Origin of the sequence: Pseudonocardia sp. (assembly GCF_050250275.1) — a bacterium.
GTDB lineage: Bacteria > Actinomycetota > Actinomycetes > Mycobacteriales > Pseudonocardiaceae > Pseudonocardia.
Genome location: NZ_JBFWOY010000028.1, coordinates 41301 through 55454 on the forward strand (window position 1 = coordinate 41301; position 14154 = coordinate 55454).

The 14154-nt window shown below is 72.9% G+C and carries 14 protein-coding genes; 10 read left to right on the top strand and 4 right to left on the bottom strand.

Features of this window, described 5'->3' with window-relative positions:
* The first annotated feature begins 51 nt into the window (after window positions 1-51).
* Complete coding sequence (locus tag AB7F12_RS23150; RefSeq protein WP_428499063.1) at window positions 52-2583, top strand: DNA translocase FtsK; 2532 nt, start codon at window positions 52-54, stop codon at window positions 2581-2583.
* A gap of 155 nt (window positions 2584-2738) precedes the next feature.
* Window positions 2739-3611: a YceI family protein gene (locus tag AB7F12_RS23155; protein WP_428499062.1), complete on the top strand. Its 873-nt coding sequence runs from the start codon at window positions 2739-2741 to the stop codon at window positions 3609-3611.
* On the opposite strand, the gene AB7F12_RS23160 is transcribed toward AB7F12_RS23155, so the two are convergent.
* The 3 genes from AB7F12_RS23160 to AB7F12_RS23170 form a co-directional block, all read right to left on the bottom strand.
* The gene (locus AB7F12_RS23160) at window positions 3599-4072 is read right to left on the bottom strand and encodes a tRNA (cytidine(34)-2'-O)-methyltransferase (RefSeq protein WP_428499061.1); all 474 of its coding nucleotides are present in this window, start codon (window positions 4070-4072) and stop codon (window positions 3599-3601) included. The two genes, AB7F12_RS23155 and AB7F12_RS23160, sit on opposite strands and share 13 nt — an antisense overlap.
* Before the next feature lie 86 nt (window positions 4073-4158).
* The gene (locus tag AB7F12_RS23165) at window positions 4159-4968 is read right to left on the bottom strand and encodes a helix-turn-helix domain-containing protein (RefSeq protein WP_428499060.1); all 810 of its coding nucleotides are present in this window, start codon (window positions 4966-4968) and stop codon (window positions 4159-4161) included.
* A gap of 9 nt (window positions 4969-4977) precedes the next feature.
* A complete protein-coding gene (locus AB7F12_RS23170) occupies window positions 4978-5478 on the bottom strand; it encodes an amino-acid N-acetyltransferase (RefSeq protein ID WP_428499059.1) in 501 nt (166 codons plus the stop codon).
* 44 nt (window positions 5479-5522) lie between these two features.
* Between AB7F12_RS23170 and rimO the strand changes: the two genes are divergently transcribed.
* The 4 genes from rimO (at window position 5523) to AB7F12_RS23190 (ending at window position 9348) form a co-directional block, all read left to right on the top strand.
* Window positions 5523-7010 (top strand): 30S ribosomal protein S12 methylthiotransferase RimO, encoded by a 1488-nt coding sequence (gene rimO / locus AB7F12_RS23175; protein WP_428499058.1) that lies wholly within the window; start codon window positions 5523-5525, stop codon window positions 7008-7010.
* Between the two features lie 13 nt (window positions 7011-7023).
* The gene (gene pgsA, locus AB7F12_RS23180) at window positions 7024-7644 is read left to right on the top strand and encodes a CDP-diacylglycerol--glycerol-3-phosphate 3-phosphatidyltransferase (protein WP_428499057.1); all 621 of its coding nucleotides are present in this window, start codon (window positions 7024-7026) and stop codon (window positions 7642-7644) included.
* 207 nt (window positions 7645-7851) lie between these two features.
* Window positions 7852-8223, top strand: a complete 372-nt coding sequence (locus AB7F12_RS23185) for a helix-turn-helix domain-containing protein (RefSeq protein WP_428499056.1) — start codon at window positions 7852-7854, stop codon at window positions 8221-8223.
* A gap of 306 nt (window positions 8224-8529) precedes the next feature.
* Window positions 8530-9348, top strand: a complete 819-nt coding sequence (locus AB7F12_RS23190) for a PspA/IM30 family protein (protein ID WP_428516854.1) — start codon at window positions 8530-8532, stop codon at window positions 9346-9348.
* 55 nt (window positions 9349-9403) lie between these two features.
* Here AB7F12_RS23190 and AB7F12_RS23195 read toward each other — a convergent pair whose 3' ends face one another.
* Window positions 9404-10261, bottom strand: coding sequence for a DNA-formamidopyrimidine glycosylase family protein (locus AB7F12_RS23195; RefSeq protein ID WP_428499055.1), 858 nt, complete (start codon window positions 10259-10261; stop codon window positions 9404-9406).
* 284 nt (window positions 10262-10545) lie between these two features.
* On the opposite strand from AB7F12_RS23195, the gene AB7F12_RS23200 reads away from it, so the two are divergent.
* From AB7F12_RS23200 to AB7F12_RS23215, 4 genes are read left to right on the top strand one after another with little or no spacing between them, the layout of a single operon-like run.
* Window positions 10546-11454, top strand: coding sequence for an ABC transporter ATP-binding protein (locus tag AB7F12_RS23200; protein ID WP_428499054.1), 909 nt, complete (start codon window positions 10546-10548; stop codon window positions 11452-11454).
* The gene (locus AB7F12_RS23205; protein WP_428499052.1) at window positions 11451-12239 is read left to right on the top strand and encodes an ABC transporter permease; all 789 of its coding nucleotides are present in this window, start codon (window positions 11451-11453) and stop codon (window positions 12237-12239) included. Before AB7F12_RS23200 ends, AB7F12_RS23205 begins: the two co-directional genes overlap by 4 nt.
* An 8-nt stretch (window positions 12240-12247) precedes the next feature.
* Entirely contained in the window at window positions 12248-13513 is a 1266-nt protein-coding gene (locus AB7F12_RS23210; protein WP_428499051.1) for a sensor histidine kinase, read from the top strand.
* On the top strand, window positions 13510-14145 hold the full coding sequence (locus AB7F12_RS23215) for a response regulator (RefSeq protein ID WP_428499050.1): 636 nt from the start codon (window positions 13510-13512) through the stop codon (window positions 14143-14145). Before AB7F12_RS23210 ends, AB7F12_RS23215 begins: the two co-directional genes overlap by 4 nt.
* The last annotated feature ends 9 nt before the right edge of the window (window positions 14146-14154 follow it).

Below are 14154 nucleotides of genomic sequence, written 5' to 3' on the forward strand. Positions count from 1 at the left end.
GGGGTGCGTCGCAACCTCGTCGGCGGCCCGGTTCCGGTTACGGTGTCGGACATGGCAGGACGTGCATCGACCGGTGGTGCCCGCGGAACGACGCGGGCGGCCGCGGGGTCGGGCCGTACCTCCTCGGGAGCCTCGCGCTCGCGCGGCACGTCCCCGGCGCGTAGACCGGCGACGTCGCGCAAGCCACCGGCGAAGAAGAGCCCCGACCTGATCGACAAGGGCATCGACGCGGTCGGCCGCGGGGTCGTGAAGCTGGGGAGGTCGGCGGGCAAGGCCGCCGGGCGGACCCGCGAGATCGACCCCGCGCACCGTCGCGACGGCCTGGGCGTCGGGTTCGTCGTGCTCGCCGTCATCGCCGCCGCCGGGATCTGGTGGGGCGCGGGCGGCCCGGTCGGGCGCGGCTTCTCCGCCGCGGTCGGCGCGGTGTTCGGGACGCCCGGCGTGCTGCTGCCGCTGCTGCTGGTGGTCGTGGGCATCGTGCTGATGACCACCGAGGCCAACCCGGAGTCGCGGCCGCGGGTCGCGGTCGGCACGCTGTTGATGGTCCTGGGCGTGTTGGGGCTGGTGCACCTGTTCTCGGGCGCACCCGCGGAGCCGGGCCTGTGGTCGGGCGCCGGCGGCGGCCTGGGATATCTGGCCGGGGCCCCGCTGGCCGGCGGGCTGAGCGCGTTCGTCGCCGTCCCGGTGCTGGTGCTGCTCGCCGGCTACGGCTTCCTGGTGCTCACCGGGACACCGGTGCGCGAGCTGCCCGACCGGGTGCGCCGGCTGCTGGGCAGGCCGGTCGACGACGACATCGAGGACGAGGTCGACGAGAACGACCAGGCCCACGACGAGCAGGCCGGGCAGGAGCCCGCTCCCGCACGGCTGCGGCGCCCGTCCCGTCGCCGCCAGAGCGCCGCCGACGCCTACGCCGACGACGACGTCCCCCCGCCGCCGGAGCCTCCCGTCGAGGAGCCCGAACCCGTCGCGGAGAAGCCGGCGCGGGCGCCGCGCAAGCCGGTCCGCGTCATCGAGCCCGTGTCCGAGCCGGACAACCCGCCGACGGGCGAGCAGATGTCGCTCGCGATCCGCGAGCCGATCGGCGAGACCGCCTACACCCTCCCGCCACCGGACATGCTGCCCACCGGCCCGGTGCCGAAGACGCGCAGCAGCGCGAACGACGCCATGATCGAGGCGATCACCGGCGTGCTCGACCAGTTCAACGTCGACGCACAGGTCACCGGCTTCACCCGCGGCCCGACCGTCACGCGCTACGAGATCGAGCTCGGCCCCGCGGTGAAGGTCGAGAAGATCACCCAGCTCACCCGCAACATCGCCTACGCCGTCGCCACCGACAACGTGCGGCTGCTCGCCCCGATCCCGGGCAAGTCGGCCGTCGGCATCGAGGTGCCCAACACCGACCGCGAGATGGTCCGCCTCGGCGACGTGCTGCGCTCGGCCAACGCACGCAACGAGCAGCACCCCATGGTCATCGGCCTCGGCAAGGACATCGAGGGCCACTTCCTCTGCGCGAACCTGGCGAAGATGCCGCACCTGCTGGTCGCGGGCTCCACGGGTTCGGGCAAGTCGAGCTTCGTCAACTCGATGCTCGTCTCGCTGCTGTCCCGGGCCACGCCCGAGGAGGTGCGGATGATCCTCATCGACCCGAAGATGGTCGAGCTGACGCCCTACGAGGGCATCCCGCACCTGATCACGCCCATCATCACCCAGCCCAAGAAGGCGGCCTCCGCGCTGACCTGGCTGGTCGAGGAGATGGAGCAGCGCTACCAGGACATGCAGGCGAACAAGGTCCGCCACGTCGACGACTTCAACCGCAAGGTCCGCTCCGGCGAGATCACCGCGCCGCCGGGCTCGGAGCGGGAGTACCGGCCCTACCCCTACATCCTCTGCATCGTCGACGAGCTGGCCGACCTCATGATGACCGCCCCGCGCGACGTCGAGGACGCGGTCGTGCGCATCACCCAGAAGGCGCGGGCCGCGGGCATCCACCTGGTGCTGGCGACGCAGCGGCCGTCGGTCGACGTCGTCACCGGCCTGATCAAGACGAACGTGCCGTCGCGGCTGGCGTTCGCGACGTCGTCGCTGACCGACAGCCGGGTCATCCTCGACCAGCCGGGCGCCGAGAAGCTCATCGGCATGGGCGACGGGCTGTACCTGCCGATGGGGGCGGGCAAGCCGGTCCGCATGCAGGGCGCCTACGTGTCCGACGAGGAGATCTCCGACATCGTCGGGTTCACCAAGGACCAGGCCGAGCCCAGCTACACCGAGGGCGTCACCGCGCAGAAGGCCGGCGAGAAGAAGGAAATCGACGCCGACATCGGCGACGACCTCGAGCTGCTCGTGCAGGCCACCGAGCTGATCGTGACGTCGCAGTTCGGGTCGACGTCGATGTTGCAGCGCAAGCTCCGCGTCGGCTTCGCCAAGGCCGGTCGCCTCATGGACCTGCTGGAGACGCGCGGTGTCGTCGGCCCCTCCGAGGGGTCGAAGGCGCGCGACGTGCTGATCAAGCCCGACGAGCTGGAGAACGTCATCTGGCTGATGCGTGGGGGCGGTCCCGGCCCGGACGACGAGATCGACGAATGAGGCACTGACACGTTCGTGTCGTGCGATCACTCTCGGTCACTCTGTGTCGTCAAGGTGTGGGATCTCGCACGATTCGACAGGTGCGTGGCTACCCGTCGTGTCATCGTTGAGCCCGTTGCGCGGACAAGGTCCGCCGTTCGGGCGAAAGGGTGTCGATGTTCGGTTTCAAGCGTCGGGGGGCTGCATCCGGGCGGGGCGGGGGCCGCAGTGCGCTCGTACCGATCCCGCTCACGGGCGGCCTGCTGAGCGGGCAGGTCCGCGACGAGGAAGGCAGACCCGTCCCGGGTGCGGAGGTCTCGGTGCTCGACCGGTCCAACCGCCGGGTCGCCCACTCCGACAGCGACCCGTTCGGCTGCTTCACCGCCGCCGTCGCCCCCGGTGACTACCGGGTCCGCGCCGAGTACGGCGGGTTCCAGAGCGTGGCCGCCTCGGTGGTCGTCGACTGGGGAAGGCATGCCGAGCTCGGTGACATCACGATGGTCCCCGACCCCAGTCTCGAACCACCCGCTCCCGGTGTCTACGAGATCGACTCCGACCACTCCGCGGTCCGCTTCGTCGCCCGCCACATCGCCCTGTCGAAGGTCTACGGGCGGTTCAACGACTTCCGCGGAACCATCCACATCGAGGACCCGTTCGAGGACTCGATCGTCGAGGTCGTGATCGACGCGGCGAGCGTCGACACCAACGTCGAGGCCCGCGACGCGCACCTGCGCTCCGCCGACTTCCTCGACGTCGAGCGCTTCCCGCAGCTGCGCTTCACCAGCACCCGGTTCACCCGCCGCGCGGGCAACAACTGGCTCGTCGATGGTGAGCTGACGCTGCACGGCCTCACCAGCGACGTGCAGCTCGACACGACGTTCCTCGGCGTCCAGGAGTGGAACGGGATGCGCGCCGGCGTTCTGGCCACCACCGAGCTGCACCGCGAGCACTTCACCCTCAACTGGCAGCAGGTGCTCTCGCGCGGCGTGCCCGTCGTGGGCTCGACGATCGCGATCGAGCTCGACGTCCAGGCGGTCTACAAGGGCTGAACCGCACCCGCGAACCCCGTTCGCCGCCAGGCCTCGTACACCGCGACGGAGACGGCGTTGGCGAGGTTCAGCGACCGTGACCCCGCCACCATCGGCAGCCGCACCCGGTGGGTGACGTGCGGCGAGTCCTGGACCTCGGCAGGCAGCCCGGTGGACTCGCGGCCGAACAGCAGCACGTCGCCGCGTTCGTAGCCGACCTCGGTGTGATGGACGGCGCCGGTCGTGGTGAAGGCGTGCACCCGCGCGGGCAGCAGCGCGGCCCACGCGGCGCCGAGGTCGCGGTGCACCCGGACGTCGGCCAGCTCGTGGTAGTCGAGCCCGGCGCGGCGGACGTGGCGGGCGTCGAGGGAGAAGCCCAGCGGCTCGACCAGGTGCAGCTGCGCGCCGGTGTTGGCCGCGAGCCGGATGACCGCCCCGGTGTTCTGCGGGATCTCGGGGGTCAGCAGCACGATCCGGAACACGAACCGATCCTGGACCCGCCGCGGGCGCGGCGCGCGCCCGGGGTCGCCGAGCCGCGACCCGGGACGCCCGGCAGGGCCCCGCCGCCTCACGGGCGTTCGGCGAGCCACCGCGTCGCGGTCACGCCGGCCAGGTCGCGGAAGTCGCGGGCCAGGTGCGGCTGGTCGGCGTAGCCGCAGGTGGCGGCCACGTCGGCGAGGGTGGGCCGGCGCCGCGAGCGCAGCAGGTCGCAGGCCCGTTCGAACCGGATCACCCGGGCCGCCGCCTTCGGCCCGACGCCCAGCTCGGCGGTGAACCGGTTCGCCAGGTGCCGGCGGCTCCAGCCGACCTCGCCGGCCAGCTCCCCGATCCGGGTCGTCCCGCCCGAGGCGACCAGCAGGTCCCAGGCGCGGCCCACCTCCGGCGCGGGCGCGGTGCCGCGCTCGTCGCCCGCGGCGGCCAGCCGGGCCAGCGCCCCGTCGAGCAGCGCGAACCGGGCCGCCCACGTGGGCTCCCCGGCCAGCCGCTCCAGCAGCCGGCCCGCGCGCGCCCCGAGCAGCGCCCGCAGGTCGACGACGTCACCGGCCAGCGCCGCCGCCGGCACCCCGAACAGCATCCGGGCCCCACGCCAGGTCAGCCGCAGCTGGACACCGGTCTGCGCGGGGCCCTGCGCCAGCACGGCCGGCCGGTCGTGCAGGCCGGCGACCAGCACGTCGAACCGGCCGGGCCCGCGTCCGGGGCCGGGCATCTCCAGCACCTCGACGTCGCCCTCGAGGCAGAACAGGAACGTCAGGTGCGCGCCCGGCACCCCCTGGTGCGTCCCCGGCGGCGTGGCCGACATCCGGTAGCCCGAGACGAGGTCGACGAACGGTCGCAGGGCAGGGGGCGGTCGTCGCCAGACCAGCTCGTCGCCCGCCATTGCCGCAGGTTATTGCAGGTTGAGCAGCATCCGCACGTTACCGAGGGTGTTCGGCTTGACGTGCGCGAGGTCGAGGAACTCGGCGACGCCGGTGTCGTAGGAGCGCAGCATCGCGGCGAACACGTCGGGTGAGACGGGCGTGCCGTCGATCTCGGCGAACCCGTGGCGGCCGAAGAAGTGCTTCTCGAAGGTCAGCACGAACAGCCGCTTGAGACCCAGCTCGCGGGCGTTGTCGATGAGCGCCGCGACGATCGCGTGCCCCACGCCGCGACCCAGGGTCGTCGGGTCGACGGCGACGGTGCGGATCTCGCCCAGGTCCTCCCACAGGACGTGCAACGCCCCGCAGCCGACCACCTTCCCGTCGACCTCCGCGACCAGGAACTCCTGCACCGCCTCGTACAGGGTGATGATCTCCTTGGCCAGCAGCACGCGGCCCGCGTAACCGTCGACGAGGGACTTGATCATCGTCACGTCGGCGGTCCTGGCCCGCCGTACGAGCACGTCTCCCACGACGGGTCAGAATAGATCAATGGGCCCGGGATACCCTGTGGTACGTGCCGACGCCCCCACCACCCGAGTCCGCCCCGCGGCGTGCTGCCCTGCTGACCCTGGGCTGTGCCCGTAACGAGGTCGACTCCGAGGAGCTCGCCGGCCGGCTGGCCGGCAGCGGGTGGGAGCTCGTCGAGGCCGACCCGTCCGGCGGTGGCCCCGCCCCCGACGTCATCGTCGTCAACACCTGCGGGTTCGTCGAGCAGGCCAAGAAGGACTCGATCGACACGGTCCTGTCGGCGTCCGACGTCGCCCGCGCCACCGGCGCCAAGGTCGTCGCCGTCGGCTGCCTGGCCGAGCGCTACGGCGCCGAACTGGCCGAGAGCCTCCCCGAGGCCGACGCGGTCCTCGGCTTCGACTCCTACCCCGACCTGGCCGAACGCCTCGGCGACGTGCTGGGCGGGCACACCCCCGCCCCGCACGTCCCGGTCGACCGGCGCACCCTGCTGCCGCTGACGCCGGCGGCCCGCCCGACGGCCGCCGTCGACGTGTCGGTGCCCGGCCACGAGTGGGTCCCCGACCTGTCGCGCGTGCGGCTGTCCGACGGCCCCGTCGCCAACCTCAAGCTCGCCTCCGGCTGCGACCGGCGCTGCGCGTTCTGCGCGATCCCGTCGTTCCGCGGCGCGTTCGTGTCCCGCCCGCCCGCCGACGTGCTCGCCGAGGCCGGGTGGCTCGCTCAGCAGGGCGTCCGTGAGCTCGTCCTGGTCAGCGAGAACTCCACGTCCTACGGCAAGGACCTCCCCGGCGGCACCCGCGCCCTGGTGGACCTGCTGCCGCGGCTCGCGGCCGTCCCGGGCATCGACCGGGTCCGCGCCTCCTACCTGCAGCCCGCCGAGATGCGCCCCGACCTCATCGAGACCATCGCCCGTACGCCCGGCATCGCGCCCTACTTCGACCTGTCGTTCCAGCACGGGTCGGCCGCGATCCTGCGCCGGATGCGCCGCTTCGGCGGCCGCACCGACTTCCTCGAGCTGTGCGAGCGCATCCGCGTCCTCGCGCCCGAGGCCGGCATCCGCAGCAACGTCATCGTCGGCTTCCCGGGCGAGACCGAGGACGATCTGGCCGAGCTCGAGGCGTTCCTCACCGGCGCGCGGCTCGACGCGGTCGGCGTGTTCGGCTACTCCGACGAGGAGGGCACGGAGGCCGCGGGCTACGACGCCAAGATCGACCCCGACGAGGTCCAGGCGCGGGTCTCCCGCATCTCCTCGCTGGTCGACGAGCTGGTCGTGCAGCGCGCCGAGGACCGCGTCGGCAGCGAGGTCGTGGTGTTGGTCGAGCAGGCCGAGGACGACGACTTCGAGTGCACCGGCCGGGCCGCCCACCAGGCCCCCGAGGTCGACGGCGAGTGCGTCCTGGAGCGCGGCTCGGGTCTGGAGGCGGGCGAGCTGGTGCGCTGCGTGGTCGTCGACACCGAGGGCGCCGACCTCGTGGTGTCGCCCCGCGAGGTCCTCCCCGGCGGTCGCGCCGGGCTCGCCGCGGCGGCGTCCGCGTGACGCGAGGCCCGCGATGAACAGCCCGCCGGCGAGCGCGTCGTCGCCGCCGGTGCTCAACATCGCCAACGTCCTCACCGTCGTCCGGCTGCTGCTCGTCCCCGTCTTCCTCGTCGCGCTCTTCGTCGACGACGGGCACTCCGTGGCGTGGCGGCTCGTCGCCGCGGGGGTGTTCGCCGTCGCCGCGATCACCGACCGGCTCGACGGCCAGCTCGCCCGCAGCCGCGGCCTGGTCACCGACTTCGGCGCGGTGGCCGACCCCATCGCCGACAAGGCGCTCACCGGCGCCGCGTGGGTCGGGTTGTCGCTGCTCGCCCTGATGCCGTGGTGGGTGACGATCGTCATCATCGGCCGCGAGGTCGCGATCACGCTGCTGCGGTTCTGGGTCATCCGGCACGGGGTGATCGCCGCGAGCCGCGGCGGCAAGGCCAAGACGTTCGTGCAGAGCCTCGCGATCGGGCTGTACGTGCTGCCGCTGGAGGAGCTGCTCGGCCCGTCGAGCACCCTCACCGGCCTGCGCTGGGCCGTCCTCGGGCTCGCACTGGTGCTCACGGTCGTCACCGGCGCCGACTACGTCGTGCGGGCGGTCAAGCTGCGCCGGGCGGCCCGCACCGCCGTGCACGACGAGGTGCCCTGACCCCGGGTTCGCGCCCCGGCACCGGCGTCCCTCGGCCGGGCGGTGTTCGCCCTCGGCGGACACGTCCGACCGGCTCGGCAGGCGACGTGGAACGCCCCCAGTCGGTACGGTGAGGCCACCGGGTCGTCCGCGGCCCGGGCGTGATGCCGCCGGCCCGCCCGTTCGGGCGCCCGGCGGGTCGCGGCACGTGTGGACGAGGAGGGTCGCATGGCTGTGCTGCTGCGTGAGGCGATCGGCGGCAGCCTCCGGCGTGCCCGGACCGCGCGCCGCCGGACGCTGCGCGAGGTGTCCCGGCAGGCCAGGGTCAGCCTCGGCTACCTGTCCGAGGTCGAGCGCGGTGTCAAGGAGGCCTCCAGCGAGCTGCTGGCCTCCATCTGCGAGGCCCTCGACATCTCACTGCCCGACCTGCTCACCGCCGCCGCCGAGGAGATGACGCTCTCGATGCGGCCGCAGATGATCGTGCCGATCGGGCAACGCCATGCCGACCTGCGCATCGCGGGGGCGGGCTCGTCGATCGTCGGCCCGCAGCCCGTCGCGGCCCCGGCGTCGCCGGTCGCGAGCGTCAGCGCCGCCGCCTGATCCGTCCCGCGGATCGTCGCCACGGCGCCACGGGACCCGTCCGTGGACGCCGACCTCCCTGTGCGCCTACCGGATCGGTGCTGGTGGCGTGTGCCGGTGTCCGGCCTCCGGGATGTCCCGGTATTGGGTAACCTGGCCCCCGGGTCGCCCCGACGGCGGCCTCCGGACGATCCCCGATATCGTCGTCCCGCGCTGGCACATCTGTCCTGCGCGGTGCCACGATGGGGGCCGCAGCGCGCACCGGGACAGATGTCCGGAACGGCGCGGTGACTGATCGGTGTCGCACTCGGAGGTAAGGCGGAGCAGATGGCCAACGGTTTCGCGAAGGCCTGGAACTACCTGATGGCGCTGTTCTCGTCGAAGGTCGACGAGTACGCCGACCCGAAGGTGCAGATCCAGCAGGCCATCGAGGACGCCCAGCGTCAGCATCAGGCTCTCTCGCAGCAGGCGGCGGCCGTCATCGGCAACCAGCGCCAGCTCGAGATGAAGCTCAACAGGCAGCTGGGGGAGATCGAGAAGCTGCAGGCCTCGGCGCGGCAGGCGCTCGTCCTGGCCGACCAGGCGCGGGCGAGTGGCGACGAGCAGAAGGCCGGGCAGTACGAGCAGTCCGCCCAGGCTTTCGCCACACAGCTGGTCACGGCCGAGCAGTCGGTCGAGGACCTCAAGACGTTGCACGACCAGTCGATCGGTGCGGCGCAGCAGGCCAAGACGGCCGTCGAGCGCAACTCGATGATGTTGCAGCAGAAGATCGCCGAGCGCACCAAGCTGCTCAGCCAGCTCGAGCAGGCGAAGATGCAGGAGCAGGCCGCGGCGTCGCTGCGGCAGATGAGCGAGCTCTCCGCGCCGGGCAACACGCCGTCGCTGGAAGAGGTCCGCGAGAAGATCGAGCGCCGCTACGCCAACGCACTGGGGTCCGCGGAGCTCGCGCAGAACTCGGTGCAGGGCCGCATGCTCGAGGTGCAGCAGTCCACCGTGGACATGGCCGGGGCCAGCCGCCTCGAGCAGATCCGCGCGTCGCTGCACGGCACCCCGGTGGCGGGCGAGGTCACCTCGGGGCAGACCGCCCCGGCGCCGGCCCAGCCGCAGGCGGGCCCGTCGATCCAGAAGCAGTCCGGCACCACCTGACCGTCACCTGCGTACAGCGCCCGCTCCGGTCCGCCGGGGCGGGCGCTGTCGTGTGTCAGTACCTGCGCGACGCCCCGGGACCCGTGCGGCGGCGCGACGGCCGGGGCGCCGGTGCCGGAGCGGGGCCCGGCTGGCAGCGCGGGCACCAGTACGCGATGCGCGCGTAGACGCCGTCGCCCTGGTTCGCGGTCCGGATGCGGGTGCCGCAGCGCCGGCACTCCCGCCCGCCGCGTTCGAACACCCAGTGCGCCTCGCCCATCCGTGTCGACCCCGTCGTCGTCTGCTCCGGGCGGTCGGCGTTGGCCAGCAACAGCTTGCGCGACAACGTGATCACCTCGACCGGGTCGGCCAGGTCGCGGACCCTGGTCCACGGCGAGACCCCCAGCAGGAAACACACCTCGGTCTTGTACAGGTTGCCGACGCCGGCCATCACCCGCTGCTCCAGCAGCACCAGCCCGACCTCGTGGTCGGCGCGGGAGGTGAAGCGGCGCAACGCCTCCGCCGCCAGCTCGTCGTCCCATGCGGGGTCGAGCAGGTCGGGGCCCAGGTGCCCGACGAGCCGGTCCTCGTCGTCGGTGGGCAGCAGTTCGAGATCGTGCAGTGCGAAGCCGACCGCGACCCGCTCCTCGGTGCCCAGCACCGCGCGGGCCTCGTGGTCGGGACGGCGCCAGCGCATCCCCGGCCGGTACAGGTGCCAGGAGCCGTCCATCCGGAAGTGGCTGTGCAGACTGGTGCCGTCGTCGAAGCGGGTGAACAGGTGCTTGCCGACGCTCTTCACACCGGTGACCGTCAGGCCGGCCAGGTCGTACTCCGCCCAGCGCGGGTGGCGGAGCTCGCCGCGCAGCAGCAGCCTGCCGGCGAGCGCGGCATGCAGCCGCTTCCCGGCGAGGAAGACGGTGTCGCCCTCGGGCACGCCTGCGACGGTATCCCGCCGCGCCGCCCCGCGCCTGCCGCCCGACCCCGTCGCGCGCAACCCCACTGCTGTTCCGCGGCCGTACGCCGGCAGTGAGGTTGCGCGCCGCACGTCGGCCGCAACCTCACCGCTGCTCCCCGCCCGGTCGACGACCGTGAGGTTGCGCGCGGATCCTGGCGGGCGCGTGGTCAACCGATCGGTTGACGGGGCACTCCACCGCGCCGGGGCCGGGACACAGCCGCGCGTCCGATCCGCCGGGGCCGCCGCCACGACACCCTCGATACATGACGGTCATCGAGGTCAACGGCCTGCAGAAGCGCTACGGCGAGCACGTCGCCGTGGCCGACGTGTCCTTCGGGGTGCAGGAGGGGGAGATCTTCGGCGTCCTGGGCCCGAACGGGGCCGGCAAGACGACGACGGTCGAGTGCATCGAGGGCCTGCGGGTCCCCGACGGCGGCACGATCCGCGTCCTCGGGCTCGACCCGCAGCGTGACGTCGTCGCGCTGCGCCAGGTACTCGGCGTCCAGCTGCAGGACAGCAAGCTCCCCGAGCGGATGACCGTCGCCGAGGCCGTCGCCCTCTACTCCTCGTTCTACGACGATCCCGCCGACGGCGACGCGCTCGTCGAACGGCTCGGCCTGACACGCCGGCGCGACACCCGCTTCGGCAAGCTCTCCGGCGGCCAGCAACAGCGGCTCGCGATCGTGCTCGCGCTGCTCGGCAAGCCGCGCGTCGCCGTCCTCGACGAGCTGACGACAGGGCTGGACCCGCAGTCGCGCAGGCACACCTGGGAGCTCGTCGAACAGATCCGCGACGACGGCGTCACCGTCGTCCTCGTCACGCACTTCATGGAGGAGGCCGAGCGGCTCTGCGACCGGATCGCGCTGATCGACGCGGGGCGGGTCGTCGCCATCGACACCCCGTCCGGTCTGGTGCAACGCACCCAGGCACCGCAGGTGATCCGGTTCCGGCCGTCCGAGCCCGTCGACGAGGACATGCTGCGCGCACTGCCCGACGTCAGTTCCGTCGTCACCCACCGCGACGGGCGGGTCGAGATCACCGGCACCGGCGACGTCCTCGCCGCCGTCACCACCGCACTCGCGCACGAGCGGATCATCGCCGCGGAGCTGCGCGTCACCCAGCCACGCCTCGACGACGCGTTCGTCGCCCTCACGGGGGAGGGAACCCGATGACCACCACCATGGTGCCGACGACCGCACGACGGCGGACCCGCGGCCCGTTCGCGGGACTGCGCGCCCTCACGCTGTCGGAGTCGCGGCTGTTCGCCCGCGACCGCGTCGGCGCCTTCTTCACCCTCGCGTTCCCGACGGTCCTGCTCCTCGTGCTGGGGCTGATCCCGTCGTTCAAGGAACCCCTCACACCCGGCGGCCCGCGGCTCATCGACGTCTACACCCCGATCATCGTCGCCATGGTGCTGTCGACGTCGGCGGTGCAGGGGCTGCCCGCCGTCGTCGCGACCTACCGCGAGCAGGGGGTGCTGCGCCGCATGCGGACCACCCCGGTCCGCCCGCAGACCCTGCTGCTCGCGATCATGGCCACGATGATGGGCGTCACCCTGGTGTCGACGGTCCTGGTACTGGTCGTCGCCCGGCTGGCGTTCGGGGTGCCGCTGCCGCAGTCGCCGCTCGGCTACATGGTGGCGCTGCTGTTCACCGGTGCCGCCGTCTACGGGCTGGGGCTGCTGGTCGCCGCCGTCGCGCCGAGCGGGCGCGCCGGCAACGCCATCGGCACCGTGCTGTTCTTCCCGCTGATGTTCTTCGGCGGGCTGTGGCTGCCCCGCGACGTCATGCCCGAGATGCTGCGCACCATCAGCGACTACACCCCCCTCGGTGCGGGCGCGGGCGCACTGCAGGCCGCCGCGGCCGGGTCGTGGCCGCAGCTGCTGCACCTGGCGGTCCTCGCCGGCTGGGCGGTGCTCACCGCGGCGCTCGCGACTAGGTTCTTCCGCTGGGAGTAGGGGGCGCGATGACGACGCGGGAGCAGGACCGGCTCGACGCCGTCGAGGAGCGGGTGGACAACTTCATCGACCGCTTCGCGGCGGTGATCGGCCTCGCCATCGGCCTGATCCTCACCGCGGTCGCGCTCAGCGGCGAGACCGCGGGCACGTGGGCCTGGACGGGCTCGCTCAGCGCGGTCGCCCTCGTCTGGATCTGGCTGTTCTCGGTCCGCGAACCCATCCCCGCCCGGACCCCGTGGATCGGCGCCGTCTACGTCGTCGGGCTCATCGTCCTGATGGCCGTGCTGACCTGGATCTCGCCGTTCTTCGCGTTCATGACGATCGGTGCCTACGGGCACGCCGCCTGCTACCTGCACGGTCCCTGGCGGTTCCCGGCCATCGCCGCCGCCGCGGCCTGCGCGGCGTTCTCCCAGATGGGCGGCAGGCTCGCGCTGCCGTGGAGTCCCGGCTGGTGGTGGGGAATGCTCGCGCTGCTCATCGGCAACTCCCTGATCGCGGGCGGCTTCGTCTGGTTCTCCACCATGAGCGGGCAGCAGACCGAACGCCGCAAGAAGATGATCACCGACCTGGGACGCGCCAACGCCGAGCTGGAGGCCGCGCTCGCGGAGAACGTCCAGCTGCACGCGCAGCTCGTCGTCCGCGCCCGCGAGGCCGGGGTGCAGGACGAACGGACCCGGATGGCACGCGAGATCCACGACACCATCGCGCAGGGCCTCACCGGCATCGTCACCCAGCTCGAAGCCGCCGACGCCGCCACCACCGACGCCGACGTGCGCGAACGGGTGCGCATCGCCCGCGGCCTGGCCCGGGAGAGCCTCACCGAGGCCCGCCGCTCCGTCGACGCACTGCGCCCCGAACCGCTGGAGCACGCACAGCTGCCCGAGGCGCTCGGCGACCTCGTCGACCGCTGGTCGCAGACCACCGGCATCCGGGTCCGCCGCGACACCACCGGACCGACGCGACCGCTGCTGCCCGAGGTGGAGGTCGCGCTGTTCCGGGTCGCGCAGGAGGCGCTCGCCAACGTCGCCAAGCACTCCGACGCGACGACCGTCGGCATCACCCTGTCCTACATGGACGACGTGGTGGTCCTCGACGTCCGCGACGACGGCCGCGGCTTCGACCTGCCCGACCGCGCGGGCGGCGGCTTCGGGCTCACCGCGATGGAACAACGCGTGCACCGGGTCTCGGGCACACTCACCGTGGAGAGCGCCCCCGGCGAGGGGACCGCCCTGAGTGCGAGCGTGCCGGCGATCCCTGCGGAGGTCTGCCCATGAACCCGATCCGGGTTCTCATCGTCGACGACCACCCCGTCGTCCGCGACGGGCTGCGGGGGGTGCTCACCGCCGAGGCGGACCTCGCCGTCGTCGGGGAGGCCGGCAACGGTGCCGAGGCACTCGCCCGGCTCGCCGCGTTCGACGAACCCGTCGACGTCGTCCTCATGGACCTGCGGATGCCGGTGATGGGCGGCGTCGAGGCCATCAGACAGCTACGCCGCAACGGCGCGGGCCCACGCGTCCTCGTCCTCACCACATTCGACACCGACCGCGACGTCCTCCCCGCCATCGAAGCGGGCGCCACCGGCTACCTGCTCAAGGACACCCCCCGCGAGGAACTGCTGCGCGCCGTCCGCGCCGCCCACCGCGGAGAGGCCGTGCTCTCACCCGCCGTCGCCGGCCGGCTCATGGGGCAGGTCCGCAGACCCGCCGAGGAAGCCCTGTCCGCCCGCGAGCTGGAGGTGCTGCAGCTCGTCGCGGGCGGGGCCACCAACCGCGAGGCGGCCCGCAGACTGTTCATCAGCGAGGCGACGATCAAGACCCACCTGCTGCACATCTACGCCAAGCTCGACGTCCGCGACCGTGCCAGCGCGGTGTCCGCCGCCTACCGGCGGGGGCTGTTGACGCCCTGACGGCCCGCA

Bases quoted from the DNA above. Each gene is read 5' to 3' on its own strand.
- AB7F12_RS23150 (WP_428499063.1), top strand. From the start codon at position 52: ATGGCAGGACGTGCATCGACCGGTGGTGCCCGCGGAACGACGCGGGCG.
- AB7F12_RS23155 (WP_428499062.1), top strand. From the start codon at position 2,739: ATGTTCGGTTTCAAGCGTCGGGGGGCTGCATCCGGGCGGGGCGGGGGC.
- AB7F12_RS23165 (WP_428499060.1), bottom strand. From the start codon at position 4,968: ATGGCGGGCGACGAGCTGGTCTGGCGACGACCGCCCCCTGCCCTGCGA.
- pgsA (WP_428499057.1), top strand. From the start codon at position 7,024: ATGAACAGCCCGCCGGCGAGCGCGTCGTCGCCGCCGGTGCTCAACATC.
- AB7F12_RS23185 (WP_428499056.1), top strand. From the start codon at position 7,852: ATGGCTGTGCTGCTGCGTGAGGCGATCGGCGGCAGCCTCCGGCGTGCC.
- AB7F12_RS23190 (WP_428516854.1), top strand. From the start codon at position 8,530: ATGGCCAACGGTTTCGCGAAGGCCTGGAACTACCTGATGGCGCTGTTC.
- AB7F12_RS23200 (WP_428499054.1), top strand. From the start codon at position 10,546: ATGACGGTCATCGAGGTCAACGGCCTGCAGAAGCGCTACGGCGAGCAC.
- AB7F12_RS23205 (WP_428499052.1), top strand. From the start codon at position 11,451: ATGACCACCACCATGGTGCCGACGACCGCACGACGGCGGACCCGCGGC.
- AB7F12_RS23210 (WP_428499051.1), top strand. From the start codon at position 12,248: ATGACGACGCGGGAGCAGGACCGGCTCGACGCCGTCGAGGAGCGGGTG.
- AB7F12_RS23215 (WP_428499050.1), top strand. From the start codon at position 13,510: ATGAACCCGATCCGGGTTCTCATCGTCGACGACCACCCCGTCGTCCGC.